Origin of the sequence: Aeromonas sp. XH (assembly GCF_033348475.1) — a bacterium.
Lineage (GTDB): Bacteria > Pseudomonadota > Gammaproteobacteria > Enterobacterales > Aeromonadaceae > Aeromonas > Aeromonas sanarellii.
Window position 1 is genome coordinate 2,043,614 of record NZ_CP137630.1, and the last position, 14,725, is coordinate 2,058,338.

General features: G+C 67.3%; 12 protein-coding genes. 2 read left to right on the forward strand and 10 right to left on the reverse strand.

The window, feature by feature from the left end:
- Positions 1-107: 107 nt before the first annotated feature.
- The 10 genes from R2B70_RS09590 to R2B70_RS09635 form a co-directional block, all read right to left on the reverse strand.
- A complete protein-coding gene (locus R2B70_RS09590; protein WP_042075661.1) occupies positions 108-1,364 on the reverse strand; it encodes an outer membrane protein transport protein in 1,257 nt (418 codons plus the stop codon).
- Positions 1,365-1,615: 251 nt separating this feature from the next.
- Entirely contained in the window at positions 1,616-2,887 is a 1,272-nt protein-coding gene (locus R2B70_RS09595; protein WP_042075658.1) for an outer membrane protein transport protein, read from the reverse strand.
- 407 nt (positions 2,888-3,294) lie between these two features.
- On the reverse strand, positions 3,295-4,038 hold the full coding sequence (locus R2B70_RS09600; protein WP_318163253.1) for a DUF3379 domain-containing protein: 744 nt from the start codon (positions 4,036-4,038) through the stop codon (positions 3,295-3,297).
- A complete protein-coding gene (locus R2B70_RS09605; protein WP_084202601.1) occupies positions 4,031-4,621 on the reverse strand; it encodes a sigma-70 family RNA polymerase sigma factor in 591 nt (196 codons plus the stop codon). Before R2B70_RS09605 ends, R2B70_RS09600 begins: the two co-directional genes overlap by 8 nt.
- Positions 4,622-4,660: 39 nt before the next feature.
- Positions 4,661-6,199, reverse strand: coding sequence for a hypothetical protein (locus R2B70_RS09610; protein WP_318163254.1), 1,539 nt, complete (start codon positions 6,197-6,199; stop codon positions 4,661-4,663).
- Positions 6,196-7,644 (reverse strand): tetratricopeptide repeat protein, encoded by a 1,449-nt coding sequence (locus tag R2B70_RS09615; protein ID WP_318163255.1) that lies wholly within the window; start codon positions 7,642-7,644, stop codon positions 6,196-6,198. The genes R2B70_RS09610 and R2B70_RS09615 overlap by 4 nt, the downstream gene beginning before the upstream one ends.
- A 24-nt stretch (positions 7,645-7,668) precedes the next feature.
- Complete coding sequence (locus tag R2B70_RS09620) at positions 7,669-8,634, reverse strand: VWA domain-containing protein (RefSeq protein ID WP_318163256.1); 966 nt, start codon at positions 8,632-8,634, stop codon at positions 7,669-7,671.
- Entirely contained in the window at positions 8,631-9,170 is a 540-nt protein-coding gene (locus R2B70_RS09625; RefSeq protein WP_318163257.1) for a DUF4381 domain-containing protein, read from the reverse strand. Before R2B70_RS09625 ends, R2B70_RS09620 begins: the two co-directional genes overlap by 4 nt.
- A complete protein-coding gene (locus R2B70_RS09630; protein ID WP_318163258.1) occupies positions 9,155-10,045 on the reverse strand; it encodes a DUF58 domain-containing protein in 891 nt (296 codons plus the stop codon). Before R2B70_RS09630 ends, R2B70_RS09625 begins: the two co-directional genes overlap by 16 nt.
- Before the next feature lie 46 nt (positions 10,046-10,091).
- A complete protein-coding gene (locus tag R2B70_RS09635; RefSeq protein ID WP_209792204.1) occupies positions 10,092-11,042 on the reverse strand; it encodes an AAA family ATPase in 951 nt (316 codons plus the stop codon).
- A 183-nt stretch (positions 11,043-11,225) separates the two neighbouring features.
- Between R2B70_RS09635 and fadI the strand changes: the two genes are divergently transcribed.
- Complete coding sequence (gene fadI, locus R2B70_RS09640; RefSeq protein WP_318163259.1) at positions 11,226-12,536, forward strand: acetyl-CoA C-acyltransferase FadI; 1,311 nt, start codon at positions 11,226-11,228, stop codon at positions 12,534-12,536.
- Positions 12,536-14,686, forward strand: a complete 2,151-nt coding sequence (gene fadJ / locus R2B70_RS09645; protein WP_318163338.1) for a fatty acid oxidation complex subunit alpha FadJ — start codon at positions 12,536-12,538, stop codon at positions 14,684-14,686. Before fadI ends, fadJ begins: the two co-directional genes overlap by 1 nt.
- The last annotated feature ends 39 nt before the right edge of the window (positions 14,687-14,725 follow it).

Below are 14,725 nucleotides of genomic sequence, written 5' to 3' on the forward strand. Positions count from 1 at the left end.
CCACCATGGGTGCAGGCTTGATTCTATGGTGAAGCGGATCACTATGCCAGTGTCGAGCGGGTCGAGACGGTCAACAACTGGCAGAGTGTTGCACGGAGGATTTGGGGTCAGAAGAGGTAGTTGAGCTGCAGGCCGGCCAGCCAGGCGTCCCCTTCCGAAGTGCCCTGGAAGGTGGAGGTGGTTTGCGCTATGCCGGGCTTGAGCTGCAGGGTCTCGCTCACGTCCACCTTCTTGCCGTCGATCAGGGTCAGGCCGACGTCCAGCGACAGATTGCGATCTATCTGGTAACCCACCCCGGCGCTGTACCAGATCCGGTCCGAGTCGGGGATGGAGATGGTGCGGCGATCGGCGGGCACCGGGCTGCGATCATAGGCAAGGCCGGAGCGCAGCTGCCACTGGGGCGCCAGCTGGTAGGTCAGGCCAAGGGCGTAGCGCCAGCTGTCTTCCCAGTGCTCGTCCTTGATATGCATGGTGCCATAGTGATCGAGCTCGGATTCGAGCTGCACGAACTTGCTCCAGTTGGTCCAGTTGATGCTCGAGTGCAGCGCCAGGGACGGGGTCAGCTGATGGAACAGGGCCAGCTCGGCGGTGGCGGGCAGGGGCAGATCCAGGCTGCCGGTGTCGGTGAAGGTGCGACCCTGCAGATCCGTGCCGACGGCGTCGCCTGAGAGGGTCAGGTTCACGTCGTGGCGATAGGAGAGACCGATGCGGGTGGCCTGTGACAGCTCAAGCAGGGTGCCCAGGTGCCAGCCGAGGGCCCAGCCGTCCCCCTTGAGGTGCTTGGCTATCTTGTTGTTGGAGGGGAAGGTGCCGCCCACTTCCCCCTCCCCATGGATGGCGGAGAGGCCGGCCCCGAGGCTCCAGCTGTCGTTGATGCGGTAGGCCAGGGAGGCCCCCAGATCCACCGTCTTGATGTCGGAAACATTGCCGAAGTGGCCGGCGTTGTAGTTATCCGGCATCTGGATGCCGAGGCCGTAGTAGGAGGTTGCCGCCAGACCCAGCCACCACTGTTCATTCAGGGGAAGGATGAGGTAGGCGTTGGGGACCCAGGCATTGTCCGCGATGTCGTGGGCGCTGGCGTCGAGGGCCACCGGCCCCGTGGCGGTGGGGACCCGGGTCACTCCCTCGATGTTGACGTCGGGCTGAATATGGATGACGCCACCGGAGAAGGCGGTGCGATCGAAGCGGGTCATGGCGGCGGCGTTGCGGGCGAGCACGCTGGCATTGTCGGCGATGGCGGCTTCGCCTGCGAAGGCACGCCCCAGGCCGGTAGCGGACTGCTCCGCCAACTGGAAGCCGGCGCCCTGGGCATGGCCAGACAACAGCAGCAGGGCGATGAGAGAGGGTTTGATGGTCGGATGCATGGTTTGTCCTCGGAGTGAACTGGACGTTCATTCTGTTATTCGGTTGGGGCCGGGATTTTATATGGTACGACCAGTAAGGCAACGGGCGGCGGGGCCAGGGGAGCAAAACGGGATTAAATGCTGGCAGGCATGGCTATAACAGATTGATAAAAAACGAAAAGAGAACAGCTGTTTGCTACATGTGTGCGCCGAAACAGGGCCCTGGTATAAAAAAAGAGCGCCCTGGGGCGCTCTTTTTGATGGCGATGAAATCAGAACTTCATGTTGAACTGGGCGGAGGCCAGGAAGGCGTTGCCGTGGGAGGTGCCTTTCCAGCGCAGGGCGTCGCCGTGGCTGCGCAGGCCTTCGTTCACGTCCACTTCCTTGCCGTCCAGGTAGGCCATGCCGAGATCGACGCTCATGTCCTGATCGATGTGGTAGGTGGCACCGGCGCTGTACCAGACGCGGTCGGAGTCGGGGATGCTCAGGCTGCGGTATTCCGGCTCGATGGGGCTGTTGTCATAGGCGAAGCCGATGCGGGCTTCCCAGGACGGGTTGACGTACCAGGTGCCGCCCAAGGCGTAGCGGGCGGAATCCTTGAACTTCTCGTCCTTTTGCAGGCAGACACCGCCGGCACAGTTGCTGCTGGTGGCCTTGAGCTCCTGGAAGGCGCTCCAGTCGGTCCAGTTCACTGAGTAGTGCACCGCGAACTGCTGGTTCAGACGGTGGTAACCGGCGAACTCGGCCTGGGCCGGCAGATCCAGCTTCAGGTTGCCGTCGACGACGCGGTTGCCGGAGGTGGCGCCCTGGAAGTCGCCGTCAAAGCTCAAGTCCACCTGGGAGCGGTAGGTCAGGGCGAGGCGGTGGTTTTCGTTGATCTCGTACAGGGTGCCGACGTTCCAGCCAAAGCCCCAGGTGTCGCCCTTCAGGTGCGCCAGGCGGGTATCGGAGTTGGCACCCGGGATGGCGGCAGCCAGCGCACCGGCATAGCGGTTCAGCTCGGCCTGGGCATAGACGGCGTTGATACCGGCGCCGACGCTGAAGTTGGAGTTGATGCGATAGGCGATGTTGGGGTTGATGTTCAGGGTGACCAGCTCGGTGTCACCGGCACCGGCACCGGCCGCGAAGGTCTTGGAGTACTCGGTGGAGAGGCCGTAGTTGGAGAACAGGCCGATGCCCCAGGCCCACTGATCATTCAGGGGCTGGATGAAGTAGCTGGCCGGCACGAAGGCATCGGGGGCGATGTCGCTCTCGCTGGACGGTGCCAGCTTGGTCGGACCGGCATAGATGTCGCCTGCCACGTCCACGTCGGGCTTGATATAGGTGCCGGAGACAGACAGAGCCATCTTGTCAAAGGTGGTCATGGCTGCCGGGTTGCGGGACAGCACGGCTGCATTGTCGGCGATGGCGGCTTCACCGGCATAGGCACGGCCCAGACCGGAGGCCGAGTGCTCGTTCAGCTGGAACGCGGCGGCGAAGGTCTGGGTGCTGGCCAGGGTCATGGCCGTAGCGATCAGGCTTTTCTTGAAAAAGGCAGTCGTCATAGTGTTCTCTCTTTGTAGCAGATTTTCTGTCGAAATCGCGGCTCTTTGGCCGCTGTAGGCGACAAGATCTGTTGTTATGTCAGCTTCTTCCCATACATTTCTGGCGTGATTCTATGGATCTGGTAGGAGGTAAGAAATCAGACCAGTGACAGCAGAATACATAAAAGTTTCCATTGTGTTAATCATTTGTTTGAATTTGCCGTTTTATTGGTCTGTTTTATCCATTATTGGATAAATAAGAAACAAAGGGTTTCGTTCGTGTCATTCAAAATAAATGGCAAAAATGTGATGTCAGAGAGGCAAGAAGCGGGAACGTGCGGGGATTCTGAGATGAACAGGCAGACATTGAGGGCGTCTGCCTGTGTTTTTGCGTGGCACCGGTTCCGGTCAGCCAGGGTTAAGATCTGTTAAATGGACCACTGCAGGCGGGACTCGATCTGCCGGGCGACGGGGGCGAGCGGCTCCTGCATGTCGCCGATCAGCACCATGTTGGCCCCCTTGAGCGGCAGTATCTCCCCCTTGAGCCGACCATCGGCAAAATCGGGCTGGATCGCCAGTGGCAGGTGCTTGGGCACCAGGAACAGGGTGACAGGCCCCATCTTCCCCTGGATCACCATGTGCAGGGCCGGCCCCTGATAGAAGGCACAGTGATTGATATAGGTCACCGTCATGCCCTGCATGTCCGTCAGGGTGGCGCCATATCTTTCCATCTTGGCGTTGATGGTCTGCAGGCTCACCTTCTCGTCCACATCGTGGATGAAGGGCTCCTCGCCGTAGACGTGAGCCATGGCGACCTGGGCCAGCGAGAAGGGTTCGGAGGCCGGGGGCCAGCTGATCCAGCGGGTGCTCATGCCGAGCAGGAAGGCGACCGAGGTCGCGATGGCGACGGGGCGCCAGGTACGGCGCGGGGCCGCAGGGGTGAGGGGGACCACCACCTCGTCGCTGGCCTCCACCGCCTGCCTGAGCAGGATCCGGTCGGCGAGCCCGGCCGGGACTTCCACCTCCAGGGTGCGGCGCAGTTGCCGGTCGAGCTGCTTCATCTCCTCCAGGTGCTTGCGATTGGCAGGGGAGGTCTCTGCGGCCTCCAGAAAGGCGGGATCCCTGTCCGAGGGATGGGTGATGGCCCGGCGGCGAAATTCAAGCTCATCCATTGGTGTGTCCTCTCTGTTGCTGCGCAGACTCCATGGCCTCTTTGATCTGGTTACGGGCCCGAAACAGCCGCGTCATGACGGTGTTCTTGTTCAGGCCGAGTTGCTCGGCGATCTCCTCGCCACTGAATCCCCCAAGCATCTGCAGCAACAGGGGCTCCCGATACTCGGCGGGCAGGCGGGCGATGTGGCGCCTCAGCCACTCGTGCTCCATCTCCTGCTCGTTGTGCAGGGCGGCCTGATCGCGCTGGGGATGCTCGTCGAGATCGACGAGATCGAACTGCTTGCGCTCGAAACGACGGGCATTCTCCCGCCGCAAGATGGTGATGAGCCACGCCTTGGCGGCCTTGTCATCCTGCAGGGTGTCGATCCCCTTCCAGGCGCGCAGGAAGGTCTCCTGCACCAGATCCTCGGCGATTTGCGGATCCCGGCACAGCCAGTAGGCGTAGCGGTAGATGTCCCCGTGCAGGGCGTGCACCAGGGCCTCGTATTTGGTTTGTCTGTCTGCCATCTCCTGATAGACCGGGTTGGCCGAGGGATCCTTTCCCGTTCCCGCCTTCTTTTTTCTAAAAAAACCTAACGCCATGAAGGGATGTCCTTTTGCATGAGTGGCTCCCGGCAGGCGTCAGGAACGTCGCCAGGCCAGCTTGCCAAGAGCATAGGCTATCGCAAAGGTCTCCCGGGTGCACAGCTCCCGGGCCAGCGCCTGCCAGTGCAGCGTGTCGCCGACGGCCTGAGGCGGGCCGAAACAGGCCCGATCCAGCCCGTCAAGCAGGGGGCCCATGACGGGGTCCCGGTGACAGGGCAGGCTGGCCAGGTGCTGGCAGGGGGTACCCCAGCGCAGCGCCGCCCAGGCCAGCAGGGCCCGTCTGGCCGTGTCCGGCGCGCGGGCGGCGAGGGCGCGCTGCAGGCGATAGAAGGCGAGCCAGCGTGGCCAGCGCCGCCACCAGGCGCGCAGCAAGATCGCCATCATCACCCAGTAGAGGCTCTGAGTACCCGGCGGCGGAGCGGCGGCCTCGCCTGCGCCGGCCTCGAACACCAGGATCTGTGCGGGCAGTTGGGCCTCCTCGATGCGCCCGCTCCGGGTGTTGAACCAGCGCAGGGTCTGCGCCGGCAACGCATAGGAACCCGCCGCCCCTGCGGTCAGGGCCTGGCGCCACTGGCGCTCGAAGCGCAGCACCCCTTCGGCCACGAAGCGCTCCTGCTGCTGCTCGCCGTCCGGCTGCATGGAGAGGTCGGTGGGCAGAGGCGGTGCCGGGAGCGGGGACAGGCGGTTGCCGTCCCCTCCCTCCATCACCAGGGTGAGGGTGCGGATCACGGGCTCGCCGACCCGGGCCCGGGGCGGACTGAGCCGCTGGCGCAGTACCAGGCTGCTTGCCACCGGCTCCAGCGGCGCCTTGTCCACCTTGACGAAGAGGGTGGTCGCCCTGGCGGACAGCCGCTCCTCCGTCCCCGTCGGCGCGGCGGCATCCGGCAGCCGTCCCTCCAGGCGGGGGGATTCGATGGCGTGCTGTCCGGGCTCCCTGGCCTGCAGCAGCCACTTGCGGGTCAGGCGCCCGGGCATGCCGGGGCTCGCGGGGGACTCCCAGCGATCGTCGCCGAGGCGGCGGATGGTGAAGGCGGGGGCAGCGGGCTCGCCGAGATGGGGGGCCTCCAGGTTGGCCGGCAGCCACAGGCTCAACTGATAGATGAAGGGCTGGCCCGGGTAGAGGGGGCCCTGGTGCAGCACCTGGGCCTGCAGCTCGACGGGGGAGACGAGCTGCGCGGGGAGGGGCACCAGGGTGCCGACTGCCCGGCGTGCCGTCAGGGGGCGCTGCGGGGTGAATTCGGTTCCGAGGGGCAGGGGGGGCACGAGGCGCGGGCTGGTGTCCAGCAGGTGCAGAGGGATCTGCCAGCGGGTCAGGCGGCGGGTCTGGGTATGGACGCGGCTGATGCTGACCCGGCCCACCGCAAACTGGCGCAGCAGGGGGCGCAGGTCGAGCTCGTCATCGCGCCGCTCCCCGTCGGCTTCGACGATGAGCAGCCAGTCGCTCTCCTTTGCCCCCGGCAGCAGCTCGACGCGAGGGGGCGCGGCCTGTGCCGGCAAGGCCAGCAGGAGGACAACCAGCAGCCAGCCGGTCCAGGCGTGGACAGATGAGAGGCATGAGCGAACGCAGGGGATCACCAGGGCTCCTCCACCTTGAGAAGGGGGCGGCGCTGGGTCTCCTTGCGCAGGCGCTGCTCCAGCAGCAGCACGGGGGGGGCAGGAGGGCGGGGGCTATCCGATGCGTTCGAAGGGTCGGAACGCTCGCCGGGATCGGCGGGCTGTGTCTGGGGGGCTGCCTGGGGCGCGCCGGCCCGCAGCAGGGCCAGGTTGTGCAGGGCATCCTGATGGCCGGGCTCCCGCTTGAGGGCGGCCAGATAGGCCTGCTCGGCGGCCGCGAGATCCCCGAGCCAGACCAGGGCATTGCCGCGGTTGTAATGGGCGGTGGCGCTGTCGGCGCGGCCATAGGCGGCCACGGCGCTGGCATGGTCGCCCGCCCTGTACCAGGCGTTGCCTTGCCAGACGGGATCCTGGAAGGTCCTGGCCGCTTCCTGATAGCGGCCCTGCTGGAAGGCGCGCCAGCCCTGCTGGTCCTGCCAGGAGCCGGCCGCCTGCAGGGGAGGCGGGCAGAGGCCGATGGCCATGAGCACGATCAGCCAGTGGGCGCCGATGCGCGCCAGCAGCGCCAGGGGCAGCAGGGGGATCAGCAGCCAGGGGCCGAGATCCCGGGACTGCACCTGGGTGAGGGTCTGGCTCATGGGCAGGGGGGCGAAGCGGGGCAGGCCTGCCTGCAGCCACTGCAGCGTCCCCCCAGTGCTGGCCGCGAGCCGCGCCATGGCCGCCGCGTCGGGGGCCGGCAGGGTGGGGCTTCCGAGCTGTCTGTGCTCGGCGGCGGGCAGCTGTGTCTCCTGGCCGCCGCTGGCCAGCAGAATGTCGAGGCGGGGGGAGGTTCCCTGGGGGCAGAAGAGGTCGTCCAGACAGGGCCAGAGGGCGGCGATGCGTTCGCGCTGCGTCTGCGACAGGCCGTCGGTGACGAGGAGCAGGCGGGCGGACTGGCCTCGGGGGATCTGTGCGAGGGCCAGGGCCACGGCCCGCTCGGGGGCGCTGCCCTGAATGGGCATGATGGCCGGGCGCAGGTCCGGCAGCAGCAGGGCGACGGCCTGATGATCCCGGGTCGGCGGCATGGCGAGGTAGGCATCCCCGGCAAACAGGATGAGGCCGAGGGGATGGGGTGCCTGCCGGGTGTCGGCGGCCGCCAGCATCTCCCGCAGTTGCAGCCGTACCCGGGTCGCCCTGTCCGGCGCCAGATCCTGCGCCTGCATGGAGTCGGAGAGATCCAGCAGCCAGAGATCCAGGGCCGGGCTCTGGATGGCGAGGCTCTGCTGGCGCAGGGCGGGGCCCGAGAGCGCCAGGATCACCGGCAGACAGGCGAGCCAGAGCCAGGGAATGGCCCGGCGCCGGGCCGGCAGCAGATAGGCCTGCATGGCGGGGGAGAGCAGCTCGGGTGAGCGACGGCGCCGCCACCCCTGCCAGAGCCAGGGGAGCAGTGCCAGCAGCCAGAGCGGGCGCAACAGGGTGAATTCCATCAGGGGGCCCTCCGGGGGGAATGATCACCCATGGGGCCACTCCCCTGTCGGACGCAGACGCCCCGGCCAGCGGGCGGGCCAAGCCAGCAGCAGCCAGGCCAGGGCCAGTGGCCAGGGGTAGAGCTCCTGGCGGGGTCGATAGAGGGTCTGGGGACGGGCGGCGGGCTCCAGGGCGTCGAGGGCCTGGTTGATGGCGGTCAGCTCCCCCTGGTTGCGGGCGCGAAAATAGCGGCCCTGCCCCAGCCGGGCCAGCTGCTGCAGCAGGGCTTCATCCAGCTCGGTGCTGGGATCGGCGTCCCCTGCGGGAGCGGCAAAGGTGTCGGGATCGGCGCCCACCCCCAGGGTATAGAGGCGGATGCCGGCGGCTGCGGCCAGTCTGGCCTCGGTCAGGGGATCCGCGTTACCCGAGGTGTTGCGCCCGTCCGTCACCAGCAGCAGGGCGGTGGGGCGGGTGGGGTCGGCGTGCTGGCGGGCCAGCAGCAGGGCTTCGCCGAGGGCCGTGGTGCGCCCTGCCAGATCGAAGTCGAGCTCGCGGGTGAGGGCGAGCAGGGCCCCGGTCTCCTGGGTCAGGGGGGAGAGCAGATAGGCGTGATCGGCGAAGACGATGAGGGCGATGCGATCGCCGGGGCGCGCGGCGATGAGCCCGTCGATCTGCTGGCGCACCGCGGCCAGCCTGTCTTTCTGCTCCCCCTCGTCCAGCATGTCCTGGGTGCGCATGCTGTCGGAGAGATCCACCGCCAGGATGAGATCCCGGCTGCCCTGGTAGTGGATGACGGGGGCCTCCTGCCACTGGGGGCGGCACAGGGCCAGCACCAGGGCGCACCAGCAGAGCGCCATGCGCCAGAACGGCTGCCCCGCCTGGGGCTGGAGCAGGGGAAAACCGATGTGGGAGAGCCTGGCGCGGCCGCCCCCTGCCAGGGGCGGCAGGCCGAAGCGCACCAGCAGCGGCAGGACCAGGGCGAGAGCGAACCAGGGCCAGGCGAGGATCATGGCACCCTCCGGGCGCGTCCTGCGTCCCGCCTCAGTGACGGCAGCCTCGGCCTGCTGACGCAGCGGCGCCCCCAGCTGAGGTAGGCGCGGCGCAGCCTTTCCCGCTGTCCCTCGTTGGGCCTCTGTGAGCCATAGAGCCAGCGGGGCCACTGGGAGGCAAACTGGCCAAAATCGCCGCCGCCCTTCTCGTCGAGCCAGGCGAGCCAGTCCTCTCCCTGCAGGGAGGCCGCCTCGGGCCAGCGGGCCATGGCCGCCTCCCGCAGCGTCTCGTGCAGCCTGGGCACGAGATCGTCGGCCTGCCACTCGATCTGGCGCGCCCAGCGGCGCTGGCGCCACAGGGTGAGCACCGTGGCCCAGATCAGCCAGGCGGCGATGGCCGCGATCAGCAGCCACCCCAGGGCAGGCAGGCGGGGATCGGGCTCGGTCTCGAGGGGCGGCCCCGGATGGATGTCGCGAAGCTGGGCCTGGATCCCCTGCAAGGGGGTCGGCGGGGAAGTCGGCCCGCTCCCGGGGGCGGCGTTCAGAACAGACGGCATCCACCCTCCTGCCACTGGCGTTGCAGCGATGCGCCGTTGTCGAGGCGGTAGAGGCGTGTCACCAGGGGGAGCAGTTGCTGCTGGCTGGCCGCCGCCTGTTCGTCGGCCGCTGCCTGGTAGCGTGCGCGAAAGCGGGGTTGCCCCCCATCGAGCCAGCCGCTGCGCCTGCCCGATTGCACCGCTAGTTGCCCCTGATCGGGCAGGGCCGCCTCCAGGGGGTCCCGGATCTGCCAGTAGTGGATGTCGTGGCGCAGGCGAAGGCGCTGCAACTGCTGGCACAGCGCCTTGTCCGGCGCCTGGTGGTGGCTTATCAGGGTCAGCCTGGCGCCATGGGGCAGGGTGAGCCGCGCCAGGGTCTGGGCCAGGAGTTGGGGCTGGGGGGCGCGATCCAGCCCCGCCTCGTAGTGGTGGCAGAGCGCCTCCAGCAAGGGGATGAGGGGGCCGCGCTGGTGCAGGGGACGGGTGTCCATGCCGTGACAGATCAGGGTGTTGGCCTGCTTCTCCCCCTGCCAGAGCAGGGCGGCCGCGAGCTCGCAGCCGAGGCGGGCCTTGAGCTGGGCGCGGGAGCCGAAGTACATGGCCGGCGAGAGATCCAGCAGCAGCCAGTGGGCCTGCTCCTGCTCCTCCCCGTAGAGGCGGGTGTGGGGGCGGCCGAGGCGGGCGGTGACCCGCCAGTCGATGTGGCGCACCTCGTCTCCGGCCTGATAGAGGCGCAGCTCGCGAAAGCTCAGGCCAGGTTGGCGCCTGACGCGTCCCTGACGCGCCTGGTGAATGCGGGCCCGCTCGCCCTGTCGCGCCCAGAGCCGCACCGCCAGCAGGCGGTCGAGGGTGAGGGCGATGTCGGGGTGATCCCGGGGCTCGGCGGCGCGGGTCATGACTGCCGGGGCCTCGGGGGCGAGGAGACCATGGGCTGACGAAGGCTCAGGGGCATGGAACGGCATCCAGCAGCAGGGCGATCAGCGCCTCGTTGTCCAGGTTGTCCGCCAGGGCCTGGTAGCTGGGGATGAGGCGGTGGCGCAGCACGGCGGGGGCCAGCTGCTGGATGTCCTCGGGCAGCACGAAGTCGCGCCCCGCCAGCCAGGCGCGGGCGCGGGCGGCGCGGGCCAATCCGATGCTGGCCCTGGGGCTGGCTCCCACAGCGACAAGGGGTTCGAGCTCGGGGCACAGGCCGCTGCCTGGGCGGGTGGCGCAGACCAGCTGCACCAGGTAGTGCTCGAGGCGCCCCTGCATCTGCACGACCTGCACCGCGGTGCGGGCCGAGAGCAGATCGGCCTGGCTCAGGGTCAATGGCGGTGGCGGCAGGGCGTCGCCCCGGGCGTTGAGCTGGAGGATGGCGAGCTCCATGGCGGGGCTGGGGTAGTCCACCAGCAGCTTGAGCAGGAAGCGGTCGAGCTGGGCCTCCGGCAGGGGGTAGGTGCCCTCTTGTTCTATGGGGTTCTGGGTGGCGGCCACCATAAAGAGCGGCGGCAGGCGCCAGCTCTTCTTGCCCACGGTGATCTGGTGCTCGGCCATGGCCTCCAGCAGTGCGGACTGCACCTTGGCCGGGGCCCGGTTGATCTCGTCTGCCAGCACCAGGTGGTTGAAGAGGGGGCCGGGTTGAAACACGAAGCTCGCATCCTGGGGATGGAATACCTCGCTGCCAGTGAGGTCGGCAGGGAGCAGATCCGGGGTGAACTGGATGCGGGCGAAGCGACCCTCCACCGCCCCGGCCAGCGCCTTGACCGCCCGGGTCTTGGCGAGGCCAGGCGCCCCCTCGATCAGCACATGTCCTTCACATAACAGGGCGATCAAGAGCCCCTCGATGAGGGGCCCCTGTCCCAGGATCTGGCTGCCCAGATGGTCTCCAAGTGCTCTGAACTCGGCCGCTGCCATGCGATAAACCCGTTGTTTTTATGGAAGTTGATCTTTTTATACCCCAGTTGGCTCGCAAGGGCGAGGGAGGGTGGCAAGATGGGGACAATTTAGTTTCAATCAGCTGTATGAAAGTTGTGAGTGGATTGTTAAGATGTGGCGCAATGAGGTCTGACCTCTGCCTTTTCAACCCAAGGAGCCAGGATGAAACAGCCATTGAAACTGACGACTCGCCAGGGCGAACGGATAGCCGTCGTGGCGGGTCTGCGCACCCCCTTTGCCAAGCAGGCCACCGCTTTTCACGGCGTGCCTGCGGTGGATCTCGGCAAACTGGTGGTGAGCGAGATGCTCGCTCGCACCGATCTCGATCCCATGCTCATCGACCAGCTGGTGTTCGGCCAGGTGGTGCAGATGCCGGAAGCGCCGAACATCGCTCGCGAGATCGTGCTCGGCACCGGCATGAGCGTCAGCACCGATGCCTATAGCGTGTCGCGCGCCTGCGCCACCAGTTTCCAGGCGGTGGCCAACGTCACCGAGTCCATCATGGCCGGCACGGTGGACATCGCCATCGCCGGCGGTGCCGACTCCTCTTCCGTGCTGCCCATCGGGGTCAGCAAGTCTCTGGCCCGCGCCCTAGTGGATCTCAACAAGGCGCGCAACCTTCAGCAGCGTTTCAACATCCTGCGCCGCTTGCGCCTGAAGGACCTGCTGCCGGTGCCCCCTGCCGTGGCCGAGTACTCCACCGGTCTCTCCATGGGGCAGACCGCCGAGCAGATGGCCAAGACCCATCAGATCAGCCGCGAGGCGCAAGATGCGCTGGCCCACCGCTCCCACACCCTGGCGGCCGAGGCCTGGGCGCAGGGAAAATTGAGTGGCGAAGTGTTCACCGCACACGTGCCCCCCTACAAGTCGCCGCTGGAGCGGGACAACAACATCCGCGAAGGCTCGGATCTGGCGAGCTACGCCAAGCTCAAGCCGGTGTTTGACCGGGCCCACGGCTCGGTGACTGCCGCCAACGCCACTCCGCTCACCGACGGCGCCGCCGCCGTGCTGATGATGCGTGAAGGGCGTGCCCGCGAGCTCGGTCTGGAGCCGCTGGGCTACATCCGCAGCTTCGCGTTCTCCGCCATCGACGTGTGGCAGGACATGCTGATGGGCCCCTCCTATGCCACGCCGCAGGCGCTGGACCGCGCCGGCATCACCCTTGGGGATCTGACCCTCATCGACATGCACGAGGCCTTCGCCGCCCAGACCCTGGCGAACCTCAAGATGTTTGCAAGCAGAGAATTCGCCCGTGACAAGCTGGGCCGGGATCAGGCCATCGGCGAGGTGGACATGGACAAATTCAACGTGCTCGGCGGCTCTTTGGCCTACGGACACCCCTTTGCCGCCACCGGGGCGCGCATGATCACCCAGACCCTGCACGAGCTGCGGCGTCGGGGCGGGGGACTGGGGCTCAATACCGCCTGTGCGGCGGGCGGGCTGGGTGTGGCCATGGTGCTGGAGGTGGAATGATGAGCGAGAAGACTTTTTCCCTGGAAATTCGCAAAGACGGCATCGGCATCCTCACCATGGATGTGCCGGGCGAGAGCATGAACACCCTGAAGGCCTCCTTTGCGGACGAGATCCGCCACCTGCTGGCCGAGGTGCGGGGGAACGGGGATCTGATCGGCCTGGTGATCGTCTCCGGCAAGAAGGACTCCTTCATCGCGGGGGCCGACATCGCCATGCTGGCAGCCTGCACCAGCGCCCAGGACGCCGAGGCGCTGTCGAAAGCCGGGCAGGAAGTGTTCGCCGAGATCGAATCCCTGGGCATACCGGTGATCGCCGCCATCCACGGCCCCTGCCTCGGCGGCGGGCTGGAGCTGGCGCTCGCCTGCCATGGCCGGGTGGTGACCGATCACGCTAAGACCGTGCTGGGGCTGCCGGAAGTACAGCTCGGCCTGCTGCCGGGCTCCGGCGGCACCCAGCGTCTGCCGCGCCTCATCGGGGTGGCCAAGGCGCTGGATCTGATGCTGACCGGCAAGCAGGTGCGGGCCAAGCAGGCCAAGAAACTCGGGCTGGTGGATGACATGGTGCCCACCTCCATTTTGCTGGAAGCCGCCATCAAGCTCGCCAAGAAGGGCAAGCCGCGCCACCGCCTGAAGCGGGATCTGCAGGGCAAGGTGCTGGAGACCAACGCGCTCGGGCGCAAGGTGCTGTTCGATCAGGCCCGCAAGGGGGTGAAGGCGAAGACCCGGGGCAACTACCCGGCGCCGGAGCGCATCATCGAGGTGGTGCGCATCGGCGTGGAGGAGGGGATGCAGGCCGGCCTGCTGGCCGAGGCCCGCCACTTCGGCGAGCTGGTGATGACGCCGGAATCCGCCGCCCTGCGCTCTATTTTCTTCGCCACCACAGAGATGAAGAAAGAGGTGAGCTATCAGGGGGCCGAGCCCCGCAAGGTGGCCCATGCCGCCGTGCTGGGGGGCGGCCTGATGGGGGGCGGCATCGCCTTCGTCACCGCCACCAAGGCGAGGGTGCCGGTGCGGATCAAGGATGTGGCGAGCGCCGGCATCGGCAACGCCATGCGCTACAGCTACGACATCCTCGCGAGGAAGCTCAAGCGTCGCCAACTGCTGCGCAGCGAACTGGAGAAACAGATGAGCCTGCTCACCGGCACCCTGGACTACTCCGGCTTCCACCGGGTCGACATGGTGGTGGAGGCGGTGTTCGAGGATATCGATCTCAAGCACCGGATGGTGCAGGACGTGGAGCGCGAGTGCGCTGAGCACACGGTGTTTGCCTCCAACACCTCCTCCCTGCCCATCCACCAGATCGCCTCGGCGGCGACGCATCCGGAGCGGGTGGTGGGGCTGCACTACTTCAGCCCGGTGGACAAGATGCCGCTCGCCGAGATCATTCCCCACGCGGGTACCAGCGCCGAGACGGTGGCCACCACCCTGGCGTTCGCCCGGGCCCAGGGCAAGACCCCCATCGTCGTGAAGGACGAGGCGGGTTTCTACGTCAACCGCATCCTGGCCCCCTACATGAACGAGGCGGCCCGCCTGGTGCTGGAAGGGGAGCCGGTGGAGGTGCTGGACGGCGCCCTGCTCGACTTCGGCTTCCCGGTGGGCCCCATCACCCTGCTGGACGAGGTGGGGATCGACGTGGGGGCCAAGATCTCCCCCATCCTCGAAAAGGAGCTGGGTGGTGAGCAGTTCCAGGCCCCCAAGGCGTTTGACAAGCTGCTGGAAGACGATCGCAAGGGGCGCAAGAACGGCAAGGGCTTCTACCTCTATGGCAAGGCGGCGCCGCGCAACCGGCTCACCGGCAAGGAGGGCAAGAAGACGGTGGACGCGAGCGTCTACGACGTGCTCGGCGTCAAGCCCCAGGCCAGGCTGGCCAGGCAGGAGATCGCCGAGCGCTGCGTGCTGCTGATGCTCAACGAGGCGGCCATGGCGCTCGACAGCGGCGTGGTGGCCTCGGCCCGGGACGGCGACATCGGCGCCATCTTCGGCATCGGCTTCCCGCCGTTCCTGGGCGGCCCCTTCCGCTACATGGACAGCCTCGGCATCGACTATCTGGTGGGGCGCCTCGAGCACCATCAGAAGCGCTTTGGCGACCGCTTTGCCCCCTGTGCGCGGCTCAAGGCGATGGCGGCGGAGCAGCAGCGCTTCTACGGCTGAGGCGTCTGCGTGACAAACAGGCGGGGCGGCCCTGGGTCG

Excerpts from the sequence above, each read along its gene's own strand:
- R2B70_RS09590 (WP_042075661.1), bottom strand. The coding sequence starts at position 1,364 with ATGCATCCGACCATCAAACCCTCTCTCATCGCCCTGCTGCTGTTGTCT.
- R2B70_RS09595 (WP_042075658.1), bottom strand. The coding sequence starts at position 2,887 with ATGACGACTGCCTTTTTCAAGAAAAGCCTGATCGCTACGGCCATGACC.
- R2B70_RS09600 (WP_318163253.1), bottom strand. The coding sequence starts at position 4,038 with ATGGATGAGCTTGAATTTCGCCGCCGGGCCATCACCCATCCCTCGGAC.
- R2B70_RS09605 (WP_084202601.1), bottom strand. The coding sequence starts at position 4,621 with ATGGCGTTAGGTTTTTTTAGAAAAAAGAAGGCGGGAACGGGAAAGGAT.
- R2B70_RS09615 (WP_318163255.1), bottom strand. The coding sequence starts at position 7,644 with ATGGAATTCACCCTGTTGCGCCCGCTCTGGCTGCTGGCACTGCTCCCC.
- R2B70_RS09620 (WP_318163256.1), bottom strand. The coding sequence starts at position 8,634 with ATGATCCTCGCCTGGCCCTGGTTCGCTCTCGCCCTGGTCCTGCCGCTG.
- R2B70_RS09625 (WP_318163257.1), bottom strand. The coding sequence starts at position 9,170 with ATGCCGTCTGTTCTGAACGCCGCCCCCGGGAGCGGGCCGACTTCCCCG.
- R2B70_RS09630 (WP_318163258.1), bottom strand. The coding sequence starts at position 10,045 with ATGACCCGCGCCGCCGAGCCCCGGGATCACCCCGACATCGCCCTCACC.
- R2B70_RS09635 (WP_209792204.1), bottom strand. The coding sequence starts at position 11,042 with ATGGCAGCGGCCGAGTTCAGAGCACTTGGAGACCATCTGGGCAGCCAG.
- fadI (WP_318163259.1), top strand. The coding sequence starts at position 11,226 with ATGAAACAGCCATTGAAACTGACGACTCGCCAGGGCGAACGGATAGCC.
- fadJ (WP_318163338.1), top strand. The coding sequence starts at position 12,536 with ATGAGCGAGAAGACTTTTTCCCTGGAAATTCGCAAAGACGGCATCGGC.